The organism is Anaerosphaera aminiphila DSM 21120 (assembly GCF_900129925.1).
Taxonomy (GTDB): domain Bacteria; phylum Bacillota; class Clostridia; order Tissierellales; family Peptoniphilaceae; genus Anaerosphaera; species Anaerosphaera aminiphila.
In genome coordinates, this window is the sequence record NZ_FQXI01000001.1 from 446,189 (window position 1) to 470,245 (window position 24,057).

A 24,057-nucleotide genomic window follows, 5' to 3' on the forward strand; every position below is an offset into this window, starting at 1 on the left:
AATATATTATACAGTATTTTTAAACAATAAATGAGATAATTGCAGAAAATAAACTTCTACTTTCTCTTTTACGCATAAAAATAAACAAGTAAATTAACTTGTCTATTTTTTAATTTCTATTCTTTTGCAATTAGCTTATCTACTATTGAGGAAAGCCCAGTTTCTTTTATTTCTTCAATATTTCCACTGTCAACTAATTTTCTTATTTCCTCACTCATACCCAAGCTCACATGACTGAGTGCTCCTATTTCTTCAGCAACTTCTTTTACTTGAGAAGGTCCAAATATTTCATGTTTAGTATTACAGTTAGGACAAATATAGTAACTCATATTTTCCACTAGTCCAATAATTGGAATATTTAGCTTTTTAGCCATATTCGCAGCTTTTTTCATAATCATTTGAACTAAGTCCTGAGGTGTTGTAACTAATATTAACCCATCTAGCGGAATATCTGTCATAACTTTCATTGCAATGTCTCCTGTTCCAGGTGGCATATCTATAAAGGTCATATCTACGTGTTTCCAGTTTGTCTCTTTCCAAAACTGATCTATTGCTCCACCTAAAAGTGGTCCTTTCCAAAGCACCGGTTGAGATGGATCGTCAAGCATTAAATTAATAGACACTACTTGAATTCCCGTTTTTGTTTCCGCAGGTTCAATAAGACCGTCAACTCCCAGTAAATTATCTTTTAAATTAAAAGCTTTCGGAATAGAAGGCCCCGTTAAATCTCCATCCAGTATTGCCGTTGTAAGACCTCTTCTATTACTTTCTACAGCTAAAAGACTGGTCACCAACGACTTTCCAACTCCGCCCTTACCACTAATTACTCCATATACTCCCATTTTTTAACGTCCTTTCAAATCTATATTGCATTTAAATATTATATATAATTATAACATATCAACTAAAAACTTTTGCTATAGGTCAACTTTAAAAATTTATTTCTTTTTTTCTAGATTTTCTTCTACACTTATTCTCCTATTTACGTAATTTTCTATAGTGTTTTTATATAAGTCACTTCCACAGCACAAGCGTATTTTTTTATTATTTTCATCCTTTTTAGTTTTACTTTTTTTATTTCTTGGATTCACAATAACACCCCTAATCTATATTTTAATTAATACCCATTCTAAATATAAAAACGGACTACATTTCAGTCCGTTTTTAATTTCTAATTCTATATATTTAATAACCTACTATACTGATTTTACTTGTCCTCTAAAAGTTTCTCCATACTTAAAATATACTTTGGAATTTCTGCTCTTATGGTTTTCATTGGGTTTACAACTTGTGAAATTTTAAGGTCAAGTGCTAAACTTGCCATGACATAAGCTTCTGCCCATGTGACATTTAAAGCCTCGCTAATAAACTTAACTCCTGCACTGGCAGCTTCTTTCATAGCGTCTTCCAGTGTCTCTCCAGAGGCAATTATAGAAATTTTATCTTTTGACTCCAGCACCGGCCAACCCAGCTCTCTACTACTCTTTATGACTGAGACCTTCAGTTCCACTTCTCCCGGAATTTCAAGTCCTGTAAAGCAAAGTTCTCCATCTCCCATTACAGCATGTAAATCTCCCAGAGACAACATAGCTCCTTCTTGAGCAACGTCAAAATAAAGCGTTGTTCCCTTAGTAATAGTCTTAGTATCCATATTTCCACCATGTCTATATGGAGTGTGACTTCCCCAAACTCCACTTTCTTCACTAGGTGCAACTCCAATTACTCCAATCATTGGAACTATTGGAATTTCTTTTCCCAAGTAATTGGCCTTACTATTTTTTATTTCTATTACTTTTACAATTGCATCTCTTGATTCTTCAGGAAGACCTCCTGAGCCTGGTATTGCCGCACTAACTCCCTTATCTGCAACTTTAATATCTAATATTTCAACTTTTAATATATCGCCCTTTTTGGCACCTTCAACATAAATAGGTCCAGTTGCCGGATTTACTATGTCCATATCTATTTCTAACAAAACTTGTTCTTCACTTGTAATCTGTTGGTGAAAACAGTCACAGGTTTCTACAGTGAATATTTCATTTTCCTTTACTCTGTAACTTTCTCTCATTCCATTTTCAAAATTGTAGATTACATTTTCTCTAGATAACTTTTCCATATTGCCTCCTTAAACTAAAATTTATTTAACAATACTCTTTAAACTTATTATACATTAAATATCTTCTTTTAGAAAAAGAGTTGTGAAAAATCACAACTCTCTATACTATTTATTCACTTCTATATTTATTAAAATTTCTGTTAAAATATATATTATTTATAAAATATACAACTATCCAAATCGCAAAGAGTACTACTCCCACTTTTGATGAAATAAAATAAGATATCAGAGAACTTATTGCTAAAAATATTATAGAGTAAATTATATTTCTCTTAAAGTCATTAATTATTTCTACTTTATTGTACTTGTCTCTTTGATTTTTAGGAAGTTCACTAAAGGTTCTTATAAACATTACAGCCTTTTCCCTTAAAATTAATAGAGCCAATAGAAATATAATTAAAAACACTAGTGTAAAACAATTTACTATAAATCCAATATTTTGCATATTTTTCTCCACCTACTTTAATTTCGCTACTATACTATTTATACAATATAATATTTATTATAGCAAATTATATTAAAATCCTGTGGCAAACAAAGAATTTATTATACTATTTAAACAACTACAATTATGAAAAACAGCATAATTAACACTACCCTTTGCACTTCTAATTACAGTTAAAACAATAAACTAAGGCTTTATTCTTCCATGTTGATTGTTTATATAAACAAATTAAGTCCTGCTTCTTCTGTTCTTGCCAAGTAGGTCGCCACTCCTGCAACTTCTACTCCATCAATTAACTCTTCTTCTTTTATTCCCATAATATCCATGCTCATTGCACAAGCCACTAAATTTACACCCATTTCCCTAGCTTGCTTTAACAGTTTTTCAGGAGAGTCTACGTTTTTTTCATCCATAACTTTTTTCATCATTGTAGTTCCCATTCCGGCCATGTTCATCTTTGAAAGTTTTAATTCACTTATTCCTTCAGGCATCATCATGGAAAACATTTTTTCCATACTGTCTTTTTCAACACTTACACCTTTTTTTCTAAGGATGTTCAAGCCCCAAAATGTGAAGAACATCGTAACTTCTTTTCCCATTGAAGCAGCTCCTGTTGCAATTATTAGAGATGCCATTGCCTTATCTAAGTCCCCTGAAAATACTACCATTGTAGCACCATCTTTGCTCTTTGTATCTAAAGTCTTAACTTCTTGCCTTCCCTTAGATATTATTGCCCTATAGTAAGTGTCTTCTTTAGTTAAACTCACTAATCTATTGCCGGTTTTTTCACTCCATGCACCAATATCTCTTTTAAATCCAGGTTCTGAAGCTTTTACTTCAAGAATATCTCCATCGTTTAGCTCTTCTAGTGCCTTATAAGTTGCGGCTATTGGTCCAGGACATTGTAATCCTCTTGCATCAACTGATTTATTTATACTGAAGTCCTTTTTTAATATATCCGGATTATCTGCACAAGACACATTTAAATTTTCAAGTTGATTTGATTCTTCACTGCTACTGGTTATTCCATATTGCTCTCTGTAAAGTGAATAACCTCCGGCTAAGTTAGTTGCTTTTACTCCCAAGCCATCTAAAATTCTACAGCTAAAATAGCCTCTCCTTCCAACTTGACAAGTTATATATATATCTTTGTCCTTGGGAATTTCATCAACTTTTTTTCTTAAGTCCTCCATTGGAATATTTACTGCACCCGGCACAGTTCCCAGTATTACTTCTTCAGGTTCTCGTACGTCAATTACATATGCATTTTCATTTTTTGCTATCTCATCTATTTCCAAGACACTTACGTCTTTTAAAGTACTTTCTAATTTATTTTGTGCTACATATCCCGCCATATTTACCGGGTCTTTTGCTGAAGAGTAAGGTGGCGCATAAGATAATTCTAAGTCAGTTAAATCATCTACAGTCATATTTGCCTGAATTGCCGTTGCAAGTACGTCTATTCTCTTTTCAGCTCCTAAAGCCCCTATAGATTGACCACCTAACACTCTGCCTGTTGGTACTTCATATAGCACTTTTAAGTGAATTGGCTCTGCTCCAGGATAGTATCCGGCATGATTATTTAACTCTACAGTAACACTGTCAAAATTTTTATTTTCTGCTTTAAGTCTCTTTTCATTCCACCCAGTTGAAGCTGCTGTAAGGTCAAATATTTTCGCCACTGATGAACCTAAAAATCCCTTGTAGACATCTTCCTTACCCATGATTACATTTGCTGCAATTCTAGCTTGTCTATTTGCTGGTGAAGCTAGAGCAAGAGACATTGGCTCTTTAAATATATAGTCCTTAAATTCTATTACGTCTCCCACTGCAAATATATTTTCATCAGAAGTTCTCATGTGTTCATCTACAATAATATGCCCTTTTTTTCCTGTTTTTAAGCCTGCTTCTACAGCAATTTGGCTATCTGGTTTAACTCCTATTGACATAATTGTCAGATCAGTTTCTATCTTTCTTCCACTGGAGGTTACTATTACTCTTCCCTCTTCTTCAAATTGTTTTACTCCATCACCTAAAATTAAATCCACATTATTTTCTCTTAAATGATTGTGAATTATTGCCGCCATTTCTGTATCAAAAGGAGCCATAACTTGATCAGTTGCTTCAATTAATGTAACTTTAATTCCAAGCTCTGTTAAATTTTCAGCCATTTCAACACCAATAAATCCGCCACCTATAACTGTAGCTCTTTTCGGTTTTTTATTATCTACAAAGTCTTTTATCACATCTGTATCTGGAATATTCCTAAGTGTAAATACATTTTTTGAATCTTCCAGCCCTGCAATAGGTGGTTTAATTGGACTTGCCCCCGGAGAAAGTAAAAGCACGTCATAACTTTGTTCATAAATTTTATTTTCTTTTATATTTAAAACTGAAACACTTTTATTTTCTCTATCTATACTTTTAACTTCACTATAATTTCTTATGTCTATATTAAATCTCTCGTTCATTCCCTCAACTGTTTGAACAAGTAGAGCGTCCCTTTCCACAATACTTCCGCCAATATAATATGGCAGACCGCAATTTGCAAAGGATATAAACTCTCCCTTCTCAAACATTATAATTTTCGTATCTTCACTTATTCTTCTAAGTCTCGCAGCAGCACTTGCCCCGCCGGCAACTCCACCCACAATTACAATAGTTTTTTTCATCAGTCATTCTCCTTTATTTAAATAGTACTTCTATTAGTTCTTTTGCCAACGGACTTGAAATGTGATAATAGTTTTCTGTTTTTTGTCTTGAATTATCTATTATCCCTGCTGACTTTAATATGGCTAAGTGCTGAGAAACTGTAGACTGTGGAATTTCCAAGCACTCCTGCATATCTCCCACATTTTTTTCTCCCTCGTTTAAAAGTCCTCTAACTATACAAAGGCGCACAGGATGTCCCAATACTTTTAACAACTCTGCTCGCTCTCTTAAAAGATCGTAATCTTTTTTCATATCCATTTATACTACTCCTTATATCAATATATTGTAATATTACGATATATTGATATTCAAGTCAAGTTAAATGTTTTTAATTGTCTACTTGAATTTATTTTTTTTAATAGTAAAATTTTATTATCTAGTATATTAATGATGAGGAGAGATATTTATGAACCTTTTAATTACAGGATTTGAACCCTTTGACAGTGAAACCGTCAATTCAGGTTATGAAGCCATAAAGCTGCTTCCCGACAAAATTCTTGACTATAACATTATAAAACTTGAACTTCCCGTTATATTTGAAGACTCCATTGATATTTTAATTAAAGCCATAGAAAATTTTAATCCAAGTATAGTTTTATGTATAGGCCAAGCCGGTGGTCAAGCCAATATTATTCCTGAGAGAGTTGCCATAAATATTGATGATGCTAGAATACCTGACAATAAAGGCATGCAGCCAGTTGACGTTCCCATTTTTAAAGATGGTGAAAATGCTTACTTTTCAAAACTACCCATTAAAAAAATTGTTGAAAATTTAAAATCTGAAAATATTCCTGCCGATATTTCAAACTCTGCGGGCACTTATGTCTGTAATCACATTATGTATGGACTACTCTACTTTATAAATAAAAATAAGGAATATAATAGTATAATAGGTGGGTTTATTCACGTACCCTATTTAGAAACACAGGTAGTAAATAAGCCAAACACTCCAAGTATGACCACTGAAGAAATCTGTAGAGCTCTTAAAATTTCTATAGAAACAATTATTAAAGAACCAGTTAAAAATATTGATACAAAAAAGAAAAGTTATTTTTTTGACTTTTCAGTATAAAAAATAAAGAGACTGTTTAAAGTCTCTTTTTCATTTTATCTAATTCTTTATTTGTTCTTCTATCCACTTAACTGCTTCTTCATAAGGTTTTTCAGTTACTACATCTGGCTTAATTGGATTCTCGTCAAAAACATCTCCAGTTCTAGCTTTATCTCTTGATGTAGTTAATATAAGCTTTGCTTCATTACTTAAAGGCATTACTACATTTCCTGTTGCATACCCTGCAGTCGGCTTTCCAAATGTCTTTACATAATCAAGACCCATAAAAGATACAAGTGTTGCCTCAGCAGAACTTGCAGTTTTTTCTCCAGTTATTATTGCAACGGGAACACTTACTTTAATATGCCCCACTTTTGCTCTAGTTGGAGTTCCACCACCAACTATATGACCATTTACTAATTTTACAGGTGAAGTAATTTTATTTGTTTCAAAGTACATTAAATCTCCATCTGGCAGTAGCGACGCCAAACCTGCAAGCATAGGACCCATATCTCCTCCACCATTTTCTGAAAGATCTACTATTACTCCTTTTAAGTTTTTACTGGTTATTATTGCATTTGCCAAAGTGTCTGCATATTTTTGCCCCTCTTCACTGGTTCCCATGTAGCTAGGCATTTTTAGCGTAAGTATATTATTTTTATATGAAGACTTTGGATACTCTTTTTCAGTTTTTTCTTTTGAAGTGTCAACTGTTGGTTTTATTGAAACTGATGAGTGTTTCCCACCTGCAACTTTAATTGCCTTTTCTAAGATAGGATATGTATCTTCATAGGTTTTTGTGTGCTTTAAATCTTCTAACGCTTTCTCTTTAGCAGTTTCCCACTCTTTAGTATTACTGTAGAGTCCATTCTTATTCATTATATTAATTGCCTTTTTACCATATTCTTCTGCAGATATTTTTGTCTCTTGTTTTTCTGCATAGACAATTGATGTCATTCCCAACACCATAGCCAATAAAAGTGTTAAGATTATTCCCTTTCTTAAATATATACTCCTCATTACAATCCTCTCCTTTTTAGTACTACTTATATTATAAAGTTCAAAGATAAATAAATTCTAAACAGAATCTAAATATTTTCTAAAATTTTATTATTACTGTAGAATATTTACTACCAGTGAAACCATTTGAGGAAATACTGAAATTACTACTATCATTCTAACAATTTGCATTACTATTAAATCAACGCTGTCCACTCCAATATCTGAAGAAATAAGCGCCATATCGCTGGCTCCAGCCGGAGTTGCAGCTAGCAGGGCTTCCTTTCTCTCAAAATTACAACGTTTATTTAAAACAAATCCAGTCCACAGACAATTTAATAAGTAAAATAATATAATAAGCAGTACCGGCAATAACAGCGTCTTCACAATCGCAATATCACTGGCTCTAATTCCCACTCCTATGTAAGCTCCAGATAAAACTTGAGCCAGTCTTTTAAGTTCAAGTGGCAAATTGCCAACTCCTGTTGTAAGTTTTAATATGAGTACGCTAATCATTGAAAATGCAAGTATACCTGCGGGAACACCAGACTTCTTTCCAATGTATCCACCAACTAGCGCCACACAAAGTGTTATAGCTAAGTGTCTATAGTTGTACTCTCTATTTATTTTTATATTTGAGCCTTTTTTATTCTCTTCAGATTTTTTTGGCTTTTCATGAGATAGTTTAGTATCCAATTTTTGAATTAGTATTGGAAATAATCCTACTCCCACACTCATTCTGACAAATTGTAATGTTGCCACAACTCCTGTATTGGCTCCCATATCAGCTGCTATTAGTGGAATGTCACTCATCCCTCCGGGAACTACACTCATAAGAGAAGTTAAAAGGTCTAAATCACTTATATTCCAAATTAATATTCCCAGTACAATATTTATCACTATTAAATTTAAAAGTAATATTAAAATGGGCTTTATAAGTTTTGGAAGCCTTACTAAGTCACTTCTATTCATTCCAGATCCAATAAATGCTCCGGCTATAACCTGTGCTAAAAACTTAGCCTCAGCAGGAAATACGGCACTATCTGTAAGTATATTGTAAATTGCCGAACCAAGTATTGCTCCAACCATCATTCCACCGGGAACTTTTAATTTATATAGCAAAAATCCACAAGCAAGTGCAATACAAAGTGTAATTAAAAGTTGCATAGAAAAACCTCCAATTTAAAATACTAATAACAATTATTTACTTTTTAAAGTAATTTAATAAAAATAATTAAAACTCTAAAAATACTTCTCATTTATTTTATTAATATTATTATATAACTTTTTACTTTCAAATTGGATATTCCACTGCATTTATACTGTGTTTTTCAAAATTTTAGCACTATAAATTTAAAAAACTTATCCACTTCTCTACTTCTTTTAATCCCTGACTATAAGAGATGTTGTACATCTCTGTTAACTTCTTCCTATCAGTATCTTTACTTTCAACAAACATCTCTTCAGGATAGACTACAAGTGCTCTCCCGTCTTTTTCCAACTGGTTTATATTTTCTAAAGTACTATTATATTTTTCGTATCTAACTGCCATTGCATCATATACTTTGGGATACTTCTTAAAATATGTCTTTATCAATAAATCTTCTCTCTTAGTCATTGGAACTTTTCTATAGTCTTTTTTTCTAGTCCTAACTATAAAATACTTGCTGTATCCATCTTTTTTTGCAATATCCAATGGTATTCCACCATTTAATCCTCCATCATAGTACATTTCTCCTTCAATTTCTGTCTTAGGCATGAAAAATGGCATAGATGATGAAGCTCTAACTATTCTCATAAGCCTATCAATCGTATTTGCATATTCTCTTCCCCAATATACTGTCTCTCCAGTATTTATATTAAATGTACCTATTTTAAATTTTGCCGGATTTAAGAGAAAATTTTCCATATTAAATGGAGCTGCTCCATCAAATTTTCCCCACTTTTCATAAATATACTCCGAATTAAAAAAGCCCTCTCCCTTTAAAAAAGTTTTAAGTCCTCCAAAACTTGGATCATCTACAATGTCAATATAGGATTTTTTTGTCCTCTCAGCATCTCTTGAAATATAGTTTACAGTATTACTTGAACCTGCTGATATTCCGGCTACATAGTCAAAAAATATTTCCTTTTCATTTAATACATTGGCAATGGCAGCTGTAAATACTCCACGCATTCCACCGCCTTCAAAAATAAGTGCTGTATCTTTTACATTCGTTTCTAAATTTTTCAAATTACCACCTCTAACATTTCAAATCTTTTAGTTAAAGATTCTTATATATTATTGAAAATTATAACACAAAAAAAAGAAGTTGCACAAGCAACTCCTATTTTTCATAGGTTCCCTTTACAACGGGAGCTTTATCTTTAACTAATGTATTTCCCATTGCATATACATCTACTATATTATAATTTTCATCTAAACGAAGTAAATCAGCATCATTTCCAACTTTTATTTCGCCTTTTCTATCTAATTTAAAATGTTCTGCTGTATTTTTAGTAGCTACAGTTATGGCATCTTCTAAAGGTATTTTTTCTTCAACTATAGAATCTCTTATTTCTTTAAAAATACTCTTTACCTCTCCAACGCCAACTCCCGTCATATGTCCATCTCCATCAAACTCAGGAAGTGAACCCTGACCGTCTGACGATAGGGTAACTCTGTCAAGTATTCCCTTTCTATAAAATATTTCCATAGCTTTAGAACACTTAGTTTCTCCTTCGGCTAAAAATACCTCAGTAGTACTTGTAGTAAAATCTACAAAACCACCAATATTTGCATATTTAATTGCCTCGGAAAATAGCTGAGGGTTTCTATTCATATGCGTTGGAACAATTTGTCTTATTGGAATTGAAGTCCTATCTAAAACTTCATAAATAAGACTTAACATATCTGTTCCATCTCCCATGTGAACATTTACTACCCCTGCCTTACCACTTAGCATTCCTCCAAGTCTGGCTTGAGATATAACTTTTGCCAGCTCTTCAAATGTAGGACAAGTTGAACGATGATCTGAAAGTGCAACTTCTCCTACTCCTATTACCTTATCTATTAAAATAATATCATCTACAATTGAACCTGTTATAGTTCTAACTGGAATTTCATAGGAGCCTGTTTGAATAAAAGTAGTAATACCCTCTTCTTCAAGCCCTCTTGCCTTTGCCAATAAATTTGTCATAGTTCTGGTCGTTCCATCTGTGCCAAGAACTCCTATTACTGTAGTAACTCCTGCTAATGTAATATCTGACAACATAATTTCCGGAGTGCGAAGTTTAAATCCACCTTCACCTCCACCTCCAATTATATGAACATGGTTATCTATTAGTCCTGGAATTAAATAATCCCCTTTAAAATCAACAGTTTCATGCTCAACACTGCTATCAATTTTTAAATTATCTCCAATTGCTAAAATCTCTCTACCACCTATTAAAATATCTTTCTTCCCCAGATATTTGGGACTGTAGATCTCAGCATTTTTAATTAGTTTTAAAGTGCTTTTCATTTTATACAAATCCTATAGCTACTGCTACAAACATAAATACTGAAGCAAGTACAAATAGTAGTACTTGAAATTTAATTTGGAACTTAGCCCAACTAATCCACTCTATTTTTGCCGCTCCAAGTACTGCCATTAAAAGTCCGGATGTTGGCACTATAATATTTGTAAGTCCATCACCTAGTTGAAATGCCAATACTGCGACTTGTCTTGTAATTCCTGCTAAATCTGCAAGTGGTGCCATTATTGGCATTGTAAGACTGGCTTGTCCTGAACCTGAAACTACAAAAAAGTTAAATATTGACTGGAATACAAACATAACCCATGCTGATATAGCAGCAGGCAGTCCCGCAATTAATCCTGAAGCTGATTGTAAAATAGTATTTAAAACTGTTGGGCTTGTAGGGTCTGTACCACCTAGTACGTAAATAATACCTTGAGCCATACCAACTACTAAAGCAGGCCCCAATAAGTCCTTAGCTCCATCTCTAAATGACTTCGCCACACCATCCATAGTCATGTTGTTTAATTTAAATATAATTCCTATAACTCCTGCTACTAAACCCATTGTAAAAAATTGACTGGCAATTTCCGGTATATAGTAACCTTTTTTAACTACTCCCCAAATAACCCAAATCATTACTAAAACAAGGTCTAAAATTATTAATTTATGTCCCAACTTAAAGTCCTGCTCAACACTTTTACCTTTCTCTAAATCATCTCTAAAGTACTGGTCTGATTCATAGGCAAGTGATTTTTTAGGATCTCTTTTAATTTTCCTAGCATATAGCATTGTAAATGTAATAGCTACAACATTAAATACAATCCACATAATAATTCTAAATCCAGCTCCTGACATAACCGGAACTTGTGCAATTCCCTGTGCTATTGCAACTGAAAATGGGTTCATCCATGAAGTGGTAAATCCGATTTGAGTTGCCACATAGGTGACCATTACCCCTACAATAGCATCATATCCCATGGCTATAACCATTGGAACTACAATCATTACAAAAGGTATGGACTCCTCTCCCATTCCAAAAATTGCTCCTCCAAGAGAAAAAAGTAAAAATAATATGGGTATTAATATGGCTTCTTTTCCATTTAATTTTGTAATCATTCTCATTATTCCAGCATCAATAGCTCCCGTACTCATAACTATTTGAAATGCGCCACCAATTACTAATATGAAAGCGATTACACCAATAGCACTTCCAGACCTATCTCCTGAAACAATTCCCTCAAACATATAGTTTAAAAATCCAGGCTTTTCGTCGGCATCTGTTCCAAAAACTTTGACTCCATCTCTTAGTGGTTCACCTGCTTCATCTCTCTCATATTCAAAGGTTCCATTTTTTATTACAGTTCTAGTTTTTACTTCATCATTTAAAGTATAGCTAATCTCCTCTGTTTCAAATGAACCTTTTGGAACAACATATGTTAAAAGCGCTGCTGCTAACACAACAAAGAAAATAATAACAAAGGTGTCTACCATCTTAATTTCTTTGTTTTTTTGTTCTTTCATTTTTTGATCCTCCTTATTCTTTTAACAATAAATATGTAGATAATTATTGTCTTTTTATAGTATACAACATTTTCCTCTTTTCTTAAATTGTTTTACTAACTTATAATAATTTTGGTCACTAAGCATAATACTGTGTTTATTTTGTACATTTATTTATATTGTTAAACAATACAACTTTAGTAAAATTTCCTTTTTTTAATATAAATGTTAAAATGAATGTAGTAATATATTTTAAAATAATGACAGGGGGTTTTAATATTTCTTCACTTATAAAGACATTTTTTCGCTTTGTAATACCTTCTATTATGGCAATGTGGGTCTTTTCTTTTTATACTATGGTAGATGGCTACTTTATAGCAAATTATGTTGGAGAAGTTGAATTTTCAGCTGTAAATATTGCAATGCCCTTTGTAAATTCACTTTTTGCACTGGCCATTATCTTTGGAGTTGGAACTTCAACTATAGTTGGAATACTCTTGGGAAAAAATAAAAACAAAGAAGCCAGTGAAGTTTTTTCTTCAGTACTGGGAATACTTATTTTATTTTCTATAGTACTTACAATTTCATTTAAAGTTTTTTTACCACAAATAGTTGAATTTTTAGGAGCAACTAAATACACTGAAGTTTTTGTAAGGCAATACCTGTCAGTAATACTTTACTTCTGTATATTTTTTATGGTCTCCTACAATTTAGAAGTCATGGTAAAAATTGACGGTTTCCCAATACTTGCAACTGTTGGAGTAATTGTCTCGGGGCTTACTAATATTCTACTGGACTACTTGTTTGTAGCAATATTTCACTGGGGAATTATAGGAGCTGCTGTTGCAACTGGAATTGCACAAGTTCTCTCATGTGTTGTATTTCTATTTCACTTTATATTTGGAAAGTCAAAGTTGAAAATCGTAAAGACAAAACTGAAACCAAATTTACTTAAACAGGTTATACCCTTAGGACTTGGTGACTTTTTAAATGAAATGTCCACCAGTTTAATTATTTTGTTGTTTAATAACTTTTTGGCATCTACTCTAGGCGAGAAGTCTTTAATATCCTATACTGTAATTTCCTATATAACTTTGTTTATACTTGCAACTATGTCCGGACTAACACAGGGAATGCAACCACTGGTTAGCTTTTACTATGGTAAAGGAGATAAAAAATCCTATCGAAATATTTTAATTTTTGCCATTACAATAGCAATTATTTTAAGCCTTATTGCCTTTGCAATTGTAAATATTTTTACTAAAGACATAGTTCAAATTTTCTTAGAAAACAGCGATTTCGACATTTTATCTATAACTTACTCCGGTATTCACAAGTATTCTCTTTCCTATTTAATAGTTGGACTTAACTTGTTAATTGGAGGGTTCTTTGCTGCAATGGGACATGCCAAGCCGGCTATTATACTGTCTCTATCCAGAGGATTTGTATTTATCTTCCTGGCACTTCAATTTGTAATACGCTTTTTTAAAGCGGAAAACATTTGGTTTGCAGCTACTATTTCTGAAGGACTTAGCTTAATTGTAGCAATATTTTTTCTCTACAGGATAATTAAAAATTCCTACGCTTTAAAATAAAATTTAAAATACCCTCCTAAAATTAGAAGGGTATTTTTATTTATAATTTATTATTTTTTATTTTTAAAAATTACCAACATTACTTTTACAGAAATATAAAATAGTATTAATACTGCAAATACTCCTGCCAATCCAAGTACGGCAACTTCTAATCCTTGCTTCATTAATAGAGCGTCCATAATCTTCCTCCACTTACATAAATAATGGTACTAATGCCAATATCATACTACCAGCTATTACAGAACCCAATTGACCAGCTACATTGGCACTCATAGCTTGCATTAGTATAAAATTTGTCGGATCTTCTTCTGTAGCTATTTTTTGCACAACTCTACCTGACATTGGAAATGCAGATATTCCCGCTGCACCAATCATAGGATTTACTTTTTCTTTTAAGAATAAGTTTAAGAACTTTGCAAATAAAACTCCACCTGCTGTGTCGAATATAAAAGCAACTAATCCCATTCCCATAATCATAAGTGTTGATGTATTTAAGAACGCATCTGCAGACATTGTAGAACCTATAGTAATTCCAAGTAATATTGTTACCAGGTTTGCAAGTTCATTTTGAGCAGTTAGTGATAATCTCTCCAACACTCCACAAACTCTAATTAAGTTTCCAAACATAAGTGCTCCTATTAAAGCCACACTCATTGGAGCAATAACTCCTGAAATAATAGTAATAACTATTGGAAATAGTATTTCCACAACCTTTGGCACGTGAACTTGCGCATACTTCATTCTAATTTTTCTCTCTTTTTTAGAAGTAAGCAGTTTAATTACCGGTGGTTGTATAATAGGAACAAGTGACATATAAGAATATGCTGCAACTGAAATTGGTCCAAGGTAATTTTGAGCAAATTCCTTTGCTACATAAATTGAAGTTGGTCCATCTGCTGCACCTATAATTCCTATTGAAGCTGCTTCCGGTAGTGAAAAATGACCTGTTGCAAGTGCAAACATCATAGTTGCAAATATTCCAAATTGTGCTGCTGCTCCAAAAAACAACATAAACGGACTTGCAATTAACGGTTTAAAGTCAATCATTGCACCTACTGCAATAAATATTAATACTGGGAACAACTCTGTTGAAATTCCCGCATTGTATAAAATGGTTAAAAATCCGGTTTCACCTACTGCTGAAGATAGAGGTATATTACACAATATTGCTCCAAATCCAATAGGTAAAAGTAATGAAGGTTCGTACTCTTTTTCTATAGCTAAGTATATTAAAAGCCCTCCAATTAAAAACATAATAACTTGATTAAATTGTAAGCTTCGCACACCTACAAGTAATCCATCCCATAATCCTTCCAACTATAAATCCTCCTTAAATAATAATCGTTTTTGTCCAAACAATAATAAGTATTTCAACTATTACACATTATAAATTTTCTTTGAATCCTAAACTAGTAAATTGGCATGTAAATACATATTTTTATAAGAACAGCAGTATTATAATAGCTAATAAATCTACTTATTAATAAAATTGCAAATTGAGTTTTAAAACTGCTCTTATAATATTTTTACTGTAACTATTCTAAAGTATTACATAAGTTATTTTACTCACTGTATAGCTATAAAATTTTAACTATCATAGCAAGTAATAGGTACCTAGTTATATTTTTAAATACTACAACTATACCGTAAATTTCAAAGCAAGTATTTAAACCACTAAAATTTTAATCAACCTCTTACTATTTCAATTAACCCTCAAATTTCTAGTTCATAATAGTTTTTACTAAGAAAAATATTAAAAACCTCACCTGCTCCACTAATTTTTCACTGGCAGTTTTTTATCTTTTAAATTAGCAGCATTCCTTATAATTGCAGTTACTATTATAGCATCAATCTAGGCTGGCAAGTTCATATTTAGATCTAATTTTATGATAAAAACATCTAAAAAACTTTTACAATTATTTTAACTTCACTACTATTTAATAAACCAAAAAATTTCATTTGTAAATATTTTACATAAATTTAAAATATTATATATTCACCCCTTTATTTTTATAAAATTTTTCTTCATAATTCCATAATGTAATTTTTTCACTATTTTATGGAATTATTATACTATTTGCCATATACCTTTACAATAAATTATCCTCATTCATATCTAAATTTACATATTTTTTACATTCTTATCTTTTATATATTAATTATCCATTAATAAACAAAAGTTTAATTAATTAATATATAAAACTCTAAATCAATGGTATAATATCCTTGAGCAAAATTATAATTAGGAGGTTATTATGTACAATTTAACTGGAAAATATGTAGTAGTTACAGGTGCTTCAAGTGGCATCGGTGAAAATGCGGCAATTGCCTATGCAAAAGCAGGTGCTAATGTTGCAATTTTAGCAAGAAGATTAGAAAAACTTCAAACACTTCAAGAAAAACTTGAAGGTCTTGGTGTAAAAGCTATAGCAGTAAAATGTGATGTCTCAAATGAAGACTCTGTAAAAGAAGCATCAAAAATAATCTTTGATAATTTCCCAAGAGTTGATATATTATTTAACAATGCCGGTATAGCAGTTCATGGAGATGTTGTAAATTTAAAAGAAGAAGATTGGGATAAATCCTTTGATATAAATGTTAAAGGTATATATTTTATGTCAAAATATATACTTCCAAATATGATTGAAAATAAATATGGTAAAATTATTAATACCTCTTCCATTAATGCAGTTATATCAGATAAGAGTGAGGTGTTTGTAAGACACTCCTACAACGCTTCAAAAAAAGCTGTTGTTGGATTAACAGAAGCTATGGCAACTTACTACGGTAAGTACAACATAACTGTAAATGCCATTGGACCTGGACTATTTAAATCAGAAATGACAGAAGATACACTGTTTAAATCTGATGCTTTCCTACAGGGATACAGTGCGGCAAATCCTATGAGTAGACCTGGCGAACTTGATGAACTAAACGGTCCTATACTATTTTTCTCATCAGATGCCTCTAGCTATGTTACAGGACAATTTATAGTTGTTGATGGCGGACTGTCATTAACTTAAGTATTAACAAAAAGTTAAAATCTCTATTTCAAATTGAAATAGAGATTTTTTATATTTTATATAAATTTAGAAATAAAAGACATAAAATGAAATAGAATTATCTATTTCATTTTTACTAAGTTTCTAACTTTAAAATTTATTGTTGTATTCAACTATTGATGTCTCTATGATTTTCTTTGCCTCAGTAGCATCTTTAATCATGTCCACTGCAGTTTCCTTTCCTTCCAATTCTTTATATACACTAAAGAAGTGCATGATTTCATCTATAATATGTCTTTGAATTTCAGTATAGTCTTTGATTTTATTATAACTTGGATCGTTTACCGGAACTGCAATTATTTTTTCATCATAATAACCTTCGTCTGTCATTATTACCACTCCTATAGGGTAACACTCCACTAATGTCATTGGTAAAATTTTTTCAGAACAAAGTACTAGTACATCAAGAGGGTCATTATCCTGTGCATAGGTTCTTGGAATAAATCCATAATTCGTCGGATAGTGAGTTGAAGTATATAGTATTCTATCTAACTTTAACATTCCCGTATCTTTATCCAGTTCATACTTATTTTTGCTGCCCTTGCTAATTTCAATTAAAGCCAAAAAATTGTCAGGCGTTATTCTGCTGCTGTCAATATCGTGCCAAATATTCATATTTAAACCTCCATTAATTTCTTAGATAGAGTATATCACAATATTTTCTCTGCAATTGCCGTAATGTGTAAAGAATAAGTAAAATAATTTACTTTAAATTTTACTTATTTAAAAATCATTACTGAAATTATATAGAGCACAGCTATATGGGCGGGATAGAACACATAGAAAAACTTTTTCATTTTCTTGCCCTCTTTCCCATTGTAAAGAGCTATTGGAATTGCAGAAAATATCATCATCCACTGAATATTTTCGCTAAATAAACTGTTAAATTCAAAGCCACTTGCCCAAAATCCTGTACTTATTATTGATGCTGCTGCTATTGTAGTTATTTGCAATACTTTATTTCCCTTACAATAGTATAGAATAATCCCAAGTATTACAAATACAGGACCTCCCTCTACCATGAAAAAAGATGGTATTGCCAATACAATATAAATTCCAACAACAGGTACAGCCATTAAATACATAGATGTAAAATTATAAATTAAAACCAATGCCAACAACAAAAATCCAACTATTAAATTTTTCCAGTTAGAATTTTTAAAGCCTGAAATTATTATGTCAATTACGCTTATACACACTGCTATTGAAAGCATGGTTCCAAAAATATTGTTCATTAACATAACGCCCTCTTCACTAGGTAGTACTCTTTGAAGTATTGTTGTCATAAAAGTCATAAATATTGAACCAAATGCCAAATTTCTAATGTATTTTAATCTACTATGCGTGTATCTCATACCCTCTGATGACAAAAATATAAATATGGGCGCTACCAATCTTCCAAGCATCGTAAACCAAGTTGGAATACCTGCAAAATAAAACATTTGATGTATGTGGTCAAATACCATTAATATAATTCCTATAATTTTTAAAGAAAAACCGCTTAAGGGCAGTTTACTATATTTTTCCAATTTATTACTCTTTTCCATTCTAACCTCCAATTAATAATTAACTTAAACCTATATTACAATATATTTCTAAAGATTTTCTAAAGGTGATATAAAAATTTTCTTAATTCCTATATTCCATTTCATATTCTAATTATCTCGTATTAATACTTCAGATAATACTATAAGTTTAGCCCTATTTAAAATAAAAAATAAGACCTTAAAAAACTTAAGGTCCCAAAATTGCATATCCTATTGTCATTATTATAAAAAAATTAAAAAACAGTGCAACATTTAAAATTAAAAATCCCCATCTCTTAGTTGCAATACTGATTACAGCACCTATTGCCCCAAGTATTGGATTTATAATTATTGTAACTAAACCAACAGGTCTTATACCCTCACCTAATATAAATTCAAAGGCATTATAGGGAACTACCATTGAAATTATTAATAACACTATTCCCAACAAAAAAGTAAGTACCGGTATCTTCCTTAATTTCACTATATTCCTCCATTATATTTATAGTATTAAAAATTCAATCTATAAATTTAATAATCACTTATGCTTTTCTTTAAACTTACTTACTTTCCAGTATGTCACAGACACGCCCAACTGTTCCACCCTCAATCATCACTTTGATTCCATGGGGATGACTGGACGAATTAGTTAATAAACGCTCCACAATCCCTTCAGTTTTAACTCCTGTTCGTTGATCCTGTTTTTGAATAATATTTACATGTAAGCCTACTTTTATATTTTTTCTTTCTTTTGGATTCATTTTTTACTTCCCCTTATATTTTCTTCAAACCAATTTTTCCGTTTCCAGTGTCTTCGTTCCATTGTATTTAATCTTAATGACCCTTATTGTTTTTATTTACTCTCTAACCATGTCGATGTGCATTACGCCTTCATCTGAATAAGGCTCTCCTATTTCAATAAAACCCAATGTCTTATAAAAATTTTTCAAATACTCCTGCGCTCCAATATAAATACTCTTTCCAGCCCACTTTTCTTCTATAAGATTTAAAGCTCTTTCAACTAATTTTCTACCTTCTCCGCTTCCTCTTTCCTCTTCCACTACCAAAACTCTTCCTATGTAAATGCCATTTGATTTTGGAATTATACGACAATAGGAAGTTATTCTTCCGTCTTTAGTATTATATAAGTGAAGAGCAATTAAATCATCTTCATCTACTTCTCTATAAGCACACTTTTGTTCTACAATAAATACTTTTACTCTCTCCATATAAATATTAAATAGCTCTTTTGTAGATAGTTCTTTAAAAGTTTTGCAAACCCAAGTCATCTTTTCACCTCTTAATGATAAATTATATATTTAATCTTACATAATATTACCATTCTTTAATACATACTTCCAATAAAAATATCATATTTAAAAAATCAAACCCTAAACTGTCTGATTTAGGGTTTGAAAGTTTTAATATATTATATAAACACTACTGGTTTAATTAAATCTCTTGGTTTTTCATCCATTAGATAAAATGCATCTTCAATTTTGTCAAATCCTTCATAGCGATGACTAATTAGCTTAGTTGTATCTAAACGTCCATTTTCAAGTACATTTAAGAGTCTTTCCATTCTCAATGCTCCACCTGGACAAAATCCACCACGAATATCAACATTTTTCATTCCAAGTCCCCAAGCCGGTGCAGGAATACTTAGCACGTCAATGGCATCCCAAAACACAAGGTTTGAAACAATTCCGCCGGCACGTGTCATTTGTACTGCCTTAGTGAAAGATTCTGGTTTACCTCCGGCTATAATTACCTTATCTGCACCTTCACCATTAGTAAGCTCCATAACTTGATCTAAAATGTCGCCCTCTTTATAGTTAATTATATCTGTGGCTCCATACTCTCTTGCAATTTTCACACAATCAGGACGAGTTCCAACTGCCATAATTTTACCAGCACCACGCAGTGCTGACCCTGCTACGGCCATAAGTCCAACAGGACCTATTCCAATAACTACAACATTTTCACCAAAGTTTATCTCTGCTAATTCAACTCCATGAAATCCAGTTGACATCATATCTACAACCATAAGTGCCGCTTCCGGCTTTACATTTTCAGGTAAAAATGTCATATTTGCATCTGCTTGATTTACAAGAAAGTACTCTGAAAAAACTCCATCTCTTGAAGAAGTAAACTTAAAACTCTTTAAAGGTCCTGAGTCGTGAGCATTATATTTTTCCTGTACTCCCAAAGCCAACCAATCAGGTGTAGTAGTTGCAACTACAACTTTATCTCCGGGCTTAAACCTAGTTACCATATCTCCTACTTCTACTACTTCACCTACTACTTCGTGACCTAGTATTAAATTTTCTTTTGGCCCTGCTCCACCATGATAATTATGCACATCGCTTGTGCAAGGAGCTAAAACTATAGGTTTAACAATTGCATCTAATGGCCCTGCTACAGGTCTTTCCTTTTCCATCCATCCAGCTTTTCCAGTGGTTATAACGCCAAAACCTCTCATGATATTCATCCTCCCATATTTTTAACTTTTACTTAGAATATTTTTAAAATTAAGTATAAGTCACACTCAATTCTATATGTCACACTATATAATATATTCCCCCTTTAACTTAAAAGTTAACAATAGAATTTAAACAGCACTTTATAGGAGATATTTCAATATTAAATTTTTATTTATTAAGCAATATTAAAGCAAAATGTTAGGGAGTCTATACTCTCAACATCTCAACATTTAATATACTGCTATTGGTCCATGTGGTCCATCAATAATTTCTATATTGGTTTCAAATATATCCGATAATAGTTCTGGCTCCATAATTTCTTTAGTAGTGCCAAAAGCTGCGATTTCTCCATTTTTCATAGCACAAATTCTATCTGAATACTTGGCGGCAAAATTTATATCGTGCATAACGGTTAGGATAGTTCTTCCAAATTCATTTGCCGCATGTCTTAAGTGACCCATCATCTGCACAGAACGAGCCACATCTAAATTATTTAAGGGCTCGTCTAATAAGACATATTCCGTTTCTTGACATAGTACCATTGCCACATAGGCCCTCTGTCTCTGCCCACCTGAAAGTTCGTCTAAATATCTGTTTTCCAATTCTGTCAGATCTAAAAAATCTATATATTTAGAAATTATATCCTCATCTTTCTTAGTCAATCTACCTTTTGAATATGGAAAGCGACCAAATCCAACTAATTGTCTAACTGTAAGTCTAGTTACAAAGTGATTTTCTTGTCTTAAAATAGTTAATACCTTAGCTAAGTCTTCCGACTTAGATACAGATACATCTAAATTTGCCACTTCTATTTGACCTTCATCCATATTTAAAAGTCTGCCTATCATTAGAAGTGTTGTAGATTTTCCGGCTCCATTTGGCCCAATCAAAGATGTTATTCCGGCTTTTGGTATCTTTATATCTAAAGGTCCTATACAAACCTCAGAATTGTAATTTTTTCTAGCATTTTCAATTTTTATCATAAAGTTCCCTTCCTAAGCATTACTATTAAAAAAGTTATTCCTCCAAACATTTCAATAATAATGGAAACTACACCTTGTGCATTAAATACGTGATACATAAAAAAATATGCCCCTGTTATTACTAAAAAACCTATGGCCAGTGCCATTGGAAAAACATATCTGTGGTCATATGTGGCTGCCGCTTGATATGTCAGTGTTGCAACTAAAAATCCATAAAAAGTCAGTGGTCCAACTAATGCCGTTGAAATTGACATTAATATAGAAACTAATACAAGTGCATAAATTACTCCGAATTGATGATTCACTCCTAGTGAAATACTGGTATCCCTTCCAAGTGATAGTACATTTAGTTTTTTAGAATATGCTAAAAGTAGTATTGCCGTTATTATTACAATTGGAATTGCAATGGGAAAATATTCAACTTCCGCATTGTTTACAGAGCCAAATAATCTTGCCTGTAGTACATCAAATTCAGATGGTGCAAGCAGTCTACGCATAAATGATGAAACTGATTTTAATCCCGTTCCAAGAATAACTCCAATTAAGAGCATTAATTGCAAATTGCCATACTTTCCTGAAAGCAACCAACCATAGAGAATCAAGCACATTATAACCATGATTACAACTTGAAATACAAAGGATTGAACACTGTTCGAATTTACAAACACACCAATTCCACCAAAGAACATTGTACTAGTATGTATTGTTGAATAAAGTGCCTCAAATCCTAAAAGTGAAGGTGTTATAATTCTGTTATTAGTGCTGGTTTGAAATGCAACTGTAGATAGACTTTGACAAGTTGCCGCAACTAGCATTGAAGCTAACGCAATTAATCTTCTCTTTACAACTGGAATAAATGAAGGTGAATTAACCGAAACCGGATTATTATAAACTAAAAGCCCATAGGAAAATATCAACCCTAATGCAATAAGTCCAATTAGTAATATCCAATACCTTCTCTCTGCTTTCTTCGTTTGAAAGGCACCGGCAGTTCTATCTTTACTGTTACAGCTTAAATCAATTTCTATATTATCTTTATTTTTGTATACTACTTCACTCATTTTAACCTCCGTTGCTTCAATAGTATTATAATAAATACTACTGATCCTACGGTTCCAAGTATTAGGGAAACCGGAACTTCAAAGGGCATTATAATAGTCCTAGAAATAATATCACAAAGTGTAATTACTCCCATTCCCAAGACACATACCCATGGAAGATTACTTCTCAAGTCATCTCCTCTATACATTGAAACAATATTTGGCACAATTAATCCTAAAAACGGTAAATTCCCAATTACTGCTGCAACAACACCTACTGTAAGTGAAATAAGTCCAGTACCTAAAATTACAATTCTATTGTAGTTTGCACCTAAACTAGTTGCTACATCTTCTCCCAACCCAGCTAAAGTCAATCTATCGGCATATAGAAAAATCAAAATTGTAGCTAGGACAATTAACCATAAATATTCATATCTACCAATCTGAATCGGAGCAAAAGAACCTACAAACCAAGTTTCAATATTTTGAGTCATTTGAAAAACAAGTCCTATAAAAGTTGAAAAGGCTGAAACAACTGCTCCAAGCATCATCCCTATAATCGGCACAATTAAAGATGAGCGAAGTTTTACTCTTCTTAAAAATAAAAAGAAAATCATAGTTCCTATAAATGAAAATATAATAGCACCAGTCATTCTCAACACTAAAGAAGGTGCTGGAAAAAGCAAATAAACGAAAATAAGCCCTAAACCCGCCCATTCAATAGTTCCTGTGGTAGTAGGTTCAACTAGTCGGTTTTGTGTGATAAGTTGTGTAACCAATCCTGAAATTGACATTGCCGCTCCCGTCAACATCAAGGCTACTGTTCTTGGAACTCGAGTTATAAAAAACATATCTATTCCATCTTCTTGTCCCCTTATATCATAAACTCCAGTAAATAGAGAAATAATTCCTAGAATAACCACCCCAGTAATTGCAAATATAAAAGATTTTGTCCATATTTTATTTTTATTATTTTGGGGCTGAATTAAATCAGCCCCGATATCTTTTTCCATTACATTTTTTAGCAATGTACTCTCCCTTATC

General features: G+C 32.2%; 25 protein-coding genes. 3 read left to right on the forward strand and 22 right to left on the reverse strand.

Features of this window, described 5'->3' with window-relative positions; genetic code table 11:
- Positions 1-116: 116 nt before the first annotated feature.
- The 6 genes from BUB47_RS02230 to BUB47_RS02250 all read right to left on the reverse strand — a co-directional run bounded on the left by BUB47_RS02230 (position 117) and on the right by BUB47_RS02250 (position 5,531).
- Entirely contained in the window at positions 117-842 is a 726-nt protein-coding gene (locus tag BUB47_RS02230; RefSeq protein WP_073183303.1) for a P-loop NTPase, read from the reverse strand.
- Positions 843-938: 96 nt separating this feature from the next.
- Positions 939-1,091: a hypothetical protein gene (locus BUB47_RS09980; protein WP_159430532.1), complete on the reverse strand. Its 153-nt coding sequence runs from the start codon at positions 1,089-1,091 to the stop codon at positions 939-941.
- A gap of 116 nt (positions 1,092-1,207) precedes the next feature.
- Positions 1,208-2,116 carry an acetamidase/formamidase family protein gene (locus tag BUB47_RS02235; RefSeq protein ID WP_073183305.1) on the reverse strand — a complete coding sequence of 303 codons (909 nt, stop codon included), beginning with the start codon at positions 2,114-2,116 and terminating at the stop codon, positions 1,208-1,210.
- 109 nt (positions 2,117-2,225) lie between these two features.
- Positions 2,226-2,561 carry a DUF3784 domain-containing protein gene (locus BUB47_RS02240; protein WP_073183307.1) on the reverse strand — a complete coding sequence of 112 codons (336 nt, stop codon included), beginning with the start codon at positions 2,559-2,561 and terminating at the stop codon, positions 2,226-2,228.
- Positions 2,562-2,776: 215 nt separating this feature from the next.
- Positions 2,777-5,233, reverse strand: coding sequence for a CoA-disulfide reductase (locus BUB47_RS02245; RefSeq protein ID WP_073183309.1), 2,457 nt, complete (start codon positions 5,231-5,233; stop codon positions 2,777-2,779).
- 13 nt (positions 5,234-5,246) lie between these two features.
- Positions 5,247-5,531, reverse strand: a complete 285-nt coding sequence (locus BUB47_RS02250) for an ArsR/SmtB family transcription factor (RefSeq protein ID WP_073183310.1) — start codon at positions 5,529-5,531, stop codon at positions 5,247-5,249.
- A gap of 148 nt (positions 5,532-5,679) precedes the next feature.
- Between BUB47_RS02250 and pcp the strand changes: the two genes are divergently transcribed.
- On the forward strand, positions 5,680-6,345 hold the full coding sequence (gene pcp, locus BUB47_RS02255) for a pyroglutamyl-peptidase I (RefSeq protein ID WP_073183312.1): 666 nt from the start codon (positions 5,680-5,682) through the stop codon (positions 6,343-6,345).
- A gap of 39 nt (positions 6,346-6,384) precedes the next feature.
- Here pcp and BUB47_RS02260 read toward each other — a convergent pair whose 3' ends face one another.
- The 5 genes from BUB47_RS02260 to yfcC all read right to left on the reverse strand — a co-directional run bounded on the left by BUB47_RS02260 (position 6,385) and on the right by yfcC (position 12,345).
- Positions 6,385-7,344: a S41 family peptidase gene (locus tag BUB47_RS02260; RefSeq protein ID WP_073183313.1), complete on the reverse strand. Its 960-nt coding sequence runs from the start codon at positions 7,342-7,344 to the stop codon at positions 6,385-6,387.
- A gap of 93 nt (positions 7,345-7,437) precedes the next feature.
- Positions 7,438-8,490 carry an AbrB family transcriptional regulator gene (locus BUB47_RS02265; protein WP_073183315.1) on the reverse strand — a complete coding sequence of 351 codons (1,053 nt, stop codon included), beginning with the start codon at positions 8,488-8,490 and terminating at the stop codon, positions 7,438-7,440.
- A gap of 178 nt (positions 8,491-8,668) precedes the next feature.
- Positions 8,669-9,556, reverse strand: a complete 888-nt coding sequence (locus tag BUB47_RS02270) for a patatin-like phospholipase family protein (protein WP_073183317.1) — start codon at positions 9,554-9,556, stop codon at positions 8,669-8,671.
- Positions 9,557-9,650: 94 nt separating this feature from the next.
- The gene (gene iadA / locus BUB47_RS02275; RefSeq protein WP_073183318.1) at positions 9,651-10,826 is read right to left on the reverse strand and encodes a beta-aspartyl-peptidase; all 1,176 of its coding nucleotides are present in this window, start codon (positions 10,824-10,826) and stop codon (positions 9,651-9,653) included.
- A 1-nt stretch (position 10,827) separates the two neighbouring features.
- Positions 10,828-12,345 (reverse strand): putative basic amino acid antiporter YfcC, encoded by a 1,518-nt coding sequence (gene yfcC / locus BUB47_RS02280; protein WP_073183320.1) that lies wholly within the window; start codon positions 12,343-12,345, stop codon positions 10,828-10,830.
- A gap of 212 nt (positions 12,346-12,557) precedes the next feature.
- Between yfcC and BUB47_RS02285 the strand changes: the two genes are divergently transcribed.
- Positions 12,558-13,919 (forward strand): MATE family efflux transporter, encoded by a 1,362-nt coding sequence (locus tag BUB47_RS02285; protein WP_083529035.1) that lies wholly within the window; start codon positions 12,558-12,560, stop codon positions 13,917-13,919.
- Positions 13,920-13,969: 50 nt separating this feature from the next.
- Here the strand turns inward: BUB47_RS02285 and BUB47_RS10140 are convergent, their stop codons facing one another.
- Both BUB47_RS10140 and BUB47_RS02290 read right to left on the reverse strand, forming a co-directional pair.
- Complete coding sequence (locus BUB47_RS10140) at positions 13,970-14,098, reverse strand: OadG-related small transporter subunit (RefSeq protein WP_268761861.1); 129 nt, start codon at positions 14,096-14,098, stop codon at positions 13,970-13,972.
- Positions 14,099-14,111: 13 nt separating this feature from the next.
- Positions 14,112-15,173: a sodium ion-translocating decarboxylase subunit beta gene (locus BUB47_RS02290; RefSeq protein ID WP_073183427.1), complete on the reverse strand. Its 1,062-nt coding sequence runs from the start codon at positions 15,171-15,173 to the stop codon at positions 14,112-14,114.
- 1,001 nt (positions 15,174-16,174) lie between these two features.
- Here BUB47_RS02290 and BUB47_RS02295 point away from each other — a divergent pair.
- Positions 16,175-16,942: an SDR family NAD(P)-dependent oxidoreductase gene (locus tag BUB47_RS02295; RefSeq protein ID WP_073183321.1), complete on the forward strand. Its 768-nt coding sequence runs from the start codon at positions 16,175-16,177 to the stop codon at positions 16,940-16,942.
- Positions 16,943-17,071: 129 nt separating this feature from the next.
- Here the strand turns inward: BUB47_RS02295 and BUB47_RS02300 are convergent, their stop codons facing one another.
- The 9 genes from BUB47_RS02300 to BUB47_RS02340 form a co-directional block, all read right to left on the reverse strand.
- The gene (locus tag BUB47_RS02300) at positions 17,072-17,596 is read right to left on the reverse strand and encodes an inorganic diphosphatase (protein ID WP_073183323.1); all 525 of its coding nucleotides are present in this window, start codon (positions 17,594-17,596) and stop codon (positions 17,072-17,074) included.
- Positions 17,597-17,700: 104 nt separating this feature from the next.
- Positions 17,701-18,528: a TraX family protein gene (locus tag BUB47_RS02305; protein WP_073183325.1), complete on the reverse strand. Its 828-nt coding sequence runs from the start codon at positions 18,526-18,528 to the stop codon at positions 17,701-17,703.
- Positions 18,529-18,715: 187 nt separating this feature from the next.
- Positions 18,716-18,991 (reverse strand): hypothetical protein, encoded by a 276-nt coding sequence (locus BUB47_RS02310; RefSeq protein ID WP_083529036.1) that lies wholly within the window; start codon positions 18,989-18,991, stop codon positions 18,716-18,718.
- A 76-nt stretch (positions 18,992-19,067) separates the two neighbouring features.
- Entirely contained in the window at positions 19,068-19,268 is a 201-nt protein-coding gene (locus BUB47_RS02315; RefSeq protein ID WP_073183327.1) for a YwbE family protein, read from the reverse strand.
- Between the two features lie 96 nt (positions 19,269-19,364).
- The gene (locus BUB47_RS02320; RefSeq protein ID WP_073183328.1) at positions 19,365-19,796 is read right to left on the reverse strand and encodes a GNAT family N-acetyltransferase; all 432 of its coding nucleotides are present in this window, start codon (positions 19,794-19,796) and stop codon (positions 19,365-19,367) included.
- A gap of 140 nt (positions 19,797-19,936) precedes the next feature.
- The gene (locus BUB47_RS02325) at positions 19,937-20,989 is read right to left on the reverse strand and encodes a zinc-binding dehydrogenase (RefSeq protein ID WP_073183330.1); all 1,053 of its coding nucleotides are present in this window, start codon (positions 20,987-20,989) and stop codon (positions 19,937-19,939) included.
- Between the two features lie 231 nt (positions 20,990-21,220).
- Positions 21,221-21,973, reverse strand: a complete 753-nt coding sequence (locus tag BUB47_RS02330; protein WP_073183332.1) for an iron ABC transporter ATP-binding protein — start codon at positions 21,971-21,973, stop codon at positions 21,221-21,223.
- Positions 21,970-23,034, reverse strand: coding sequence for an iron chelate uptake ABC transporter family permease subunit (locus BUB47_RS02335; protein WP_073183333.1), 1,065 nt, complete (start codon positions 23,032-23,034; stop codon positions 21,970-21,972). Before BUB47_RS02335 ends, BUB47_RS02330 begins: the two co-directional genes overlap by 4 nt.
- Entirely contained in the window at positions 23,031-24,041 is a 1,011-nt protein-coding gene (locus BUB47_RS02340; RefSeq protein WP_073183335.1) for an ABC transporter permease, read from the reverse strand. Before BUB47_RS02340 ends, BUB47_RS02335 begins: the two co-directional genes overlap by 4 nt.
- Between the last annotated feature and the right edge of the window lie 16 nt (positions 24,042-24,057).

Bases quoted from the DNA above. Each gene is read 5' to 3' on its own strand.
- BUB47_RS02230 (WP_073183303.1), bottom strand. From the start codon at position 842: ATGGGAGTATATGGAGTAATTAGTGGTAAGGGCGGAGTTGGAAAGTCG.
- BUB47_RS02235 (WP_073183305.1), bottom strand. From the start codon at position 2,116: ATGGAAAAGTTATCTAGAGAAAATGTAATCTACAATTTTGAAAATGGA.
- BUB47_RS02240 (WP_073183307.1), bottom strand. From the start codon at position 2,561: ATGCAAAATATTGGATTTATAGTAAATTGTTTTACACTAGTGTTTTTA.
- BUB47_RS02245 (WP_073183309.1), bottom strand. From the start codon at position 5,233: ATGAAAAAAACTATTGTAATTGTGGGTGGAGTTGCCGGCGGGGCAAGT.
- BUB47_RS02250 (WP_073183310.1), bottom strand. From the start codon at position 5,531: ATGGATATGAAAAAAGATTACGATCTTTTAAGAGAGCGAGCAGAGTTG.
- pcp (WP_073183312.1), top strand. From the start codon at position 5,680: ATGAACCTTTTAATTACAGGATTTGAACCCTTTGACAGTGAAACCGTC.
- BUB47_RS02260 (WP_073183313.1), bottom strand. From the start codon at position 7,344: ATGAGGAGTATATATTTAAGAAAGGGAATAATCTTAACACTTTTATTG.
- BUB47_RS02265 (WP_073183315.1), bottom strand. From the start codon at position 8,490: ATGCAACTTTTAATTACACTTTGTATTGCACTTGCTTGTGGATTTTTG.
- iadA (WP_073183318.1), bottom strand. From the start codon at position 10,826: ATGAAAAGCACTTTAAAACTAATTAAAAATGCTGAGATCTACAGTCCC.
- yfcC (WP_073183320.1), bottom strand. From the start codon at position 12,345: ATGAAAGAACAAAAAAACAAAGAAATTAAGATGGTAGACACCTTTGTT.
- BUB47_RS02285 (WP_083529035.1), top strand. From the start codon at position 12,558: ATGAATGTAGTAATATATTTTAAAATAATGACAGGGGGTTTTAATATT.
- BUB47_RS10140 (WP_268761861.1), bottom strand. From the start codon at position 14,098: ATGGACGCTCTATTAATGAAGCAAGGATTAGAAGTTGCCGTACTTGGA.
- BUB47_RS02290 (WP_073183427.1), bottom strand. From the start codon at position 15,173: ATGTTTTTAATTGGAGGGCTTTTAATATACTTAGCTATAGAAAAAGAG.
- BUB47_RS02295 (WP_073183321.1), top strand. From the start codon at position 16,175: ATGTACAATTTAACTGGAAAATATGTAGTAGTTACAGGTGCTTCAAGT.
- BUB47_RS02300 (WP_073183323.1), bottom strand. From the start codon at position 17,596: ATGAATATTTGGCACGATATTGACAGCAGCAGAATAACGCCTGACAAT.
- BUB47_RS02305 (WP_073183325.1), bottom strand. From the start codon at position 18,528: ATGGAAAAGAGTAATAAATTGGAAAAATATAGTAAACTGCCCTTAAGC.
- BUB47_RS02315 (WP_073183327.1), bottom strand. From the start codon at position 19,268: ATGAATCCAAAAGAAAGAAAAAATATAAAAGTAGGCTTACATGTAAAT.
- BUB47_RS02320 (WP_073183328.1), bottom strand. From the start codon at position 19,796: ATGACTTGGGTTTGCAAAACTTTTAAAGAACTATCTACAAAAGAGCTA.
- BUB47_RS02325 (WP_073183330.1), bottom strand. From the start codon at position 20,989: ATGAGAGGTTTTGGCGTTATAACCACTGGAAAAGCTGGATGGATGGAA.
- BUB47_RS02330 (WP_073183332.1), bottom strand. From the start codon at position 21,973: ATGATAAAAATTGAAAATGCTAGAAAAAATTACAATTCTGAGGTTTGT.
- BUB47_RS02335 (WP_073183333.1), bottom strand. From the start codon at position 23,034: ATGAGTGAAGTAGTATACAAAAATAAAGATAATATAGAAATTGATTTA.